Genomic DNA, 595 nt, shown 5'->3' with positions numbered 1-595 from the left:
GATTCGCGTCCGGGAGAACAGCCCGGACGCGGGGCTGATCCAGATGACAAAGAAAAACCCGGAAGCGGAGGCGCTGATCCGAATGACGAAGAAAAACCGTCTGGTGATAAGGGCGATGGGGGGAAACCCGGCAATGACACCGGAGAAAGTCCGGTTCATGACGGTACCGGCAATGCTTCAAGGAGCGGCGCTATTCCTGTTGCGGGCATGACGACCGGTGAAGGATCAGATGCGCCTGCGGAGAAGATGGACGGTCTGTCAAATGATGCGTTTCTGCCAGACGAGCGTGAAGAGCGCAAGCTACCCGATACGGCGGCAGCTTACGGCGGATTCCTTTTATACGGCTTCCTGACGTTTATGTTCGGAGCGATTCTTTATATGCGGAAAAGGGGTATTGCGAGACTATGAAAGTCAAGATGTTATCGTTTCTGCTGATGATAGCGGGGCTTGCCACTTTTGCATACGGCGGCTGGAAAATATTCGATATGAACAGACAGACGGATCTTTCTTTAACTGAAGCAAAAGAAGGCATTGCATCGAGTCAATCCGCCCGTTCGGCTAAGCACCCATCGGCCCCCGCTTCATTTAAGCCCGC

Annotated in this window: 2 pseudogenes; both read left to right on the top strand. The window is 53.6% G+C overall.

Annotation, left to right across the window (positions count from 1 at the left end):
* Positions 1–408 (top strand): annotated as a pseudogene (locus tag ACWHAR_RS29650) (endonuclease); the annotation flags it as partial.
* Positions 405–595 (top strand): annotated as a pseudogene (locus ACWHAR_RS29645) (class D sortase); the annotation flags it as partial. The pseudogenes ACWHAR_RS29650 and ACWHAR_RS29645, both read left to right, overlap by 4 nt.

It is taken from the genome of Bacillus sp. LR--39 (assembly GCF_053613335.1).
Note: the sequence above shows the minus strand (reverse complement) of the source record. Positions and strands in the feature narration are given on the sequence as shown.